Origin of the sequence: Paenibacillus sp. LPE1-1-1.1, assembly GCF_040676435.1 — a bacterium.
GTDB lineage: Bacteria > Bacillota > Bacilli > Paenibacillales > Paenibacillaceae > Pristimantibacillus.
Map to the genome: position 1 here is coordinate 1 of NZ_JBEGHY010000020.1, position 294 is coordinate 294.

General features: G+C 48.0%; 1 protein-coding gene. It reads right to left on the reverse strand.

Annotated elements, in window-relative coordinates; translation table 11 throughout:
- Positions 1 to 61 precede the first annotated feature (61 nt).
- Positions 62 to 294, reverse strand: a 233-nt coding sequence (locus MRBLPE1_RS16810) for a hypothetical protein (RefSeq protein ID WP_364147391.1), incomplete at its 5' end; no start/stop codon positions are given.

Below are 294 nucleotides of genomic sequence, written 5' to 3' on the forward strand. Positions count from 1 at the left end.
GCGCATTCGGATCGAATCTCGTTACAAAGGCAGAATCAGTTAATGCTAGTTCACATGTCATTCAAGCAAAGGCGGTTCCGTCTTCAAGATTGCTGACGCCAACGAACCATACCTTGCTCATGATCGACCACCAACCGCAAATGGCATTTGGTACATCATCGATTGATATCCAGGTATTGCGCAATAACGTGACAGGACTTGCCAAAGCAGCTAAAGCTTTCAAAGTGCCAACCGTTCTGACTACTGTTGCCGCAGAGTCGTTCAGCGGACCGATTTTTCCGGAAATCCAAGCGG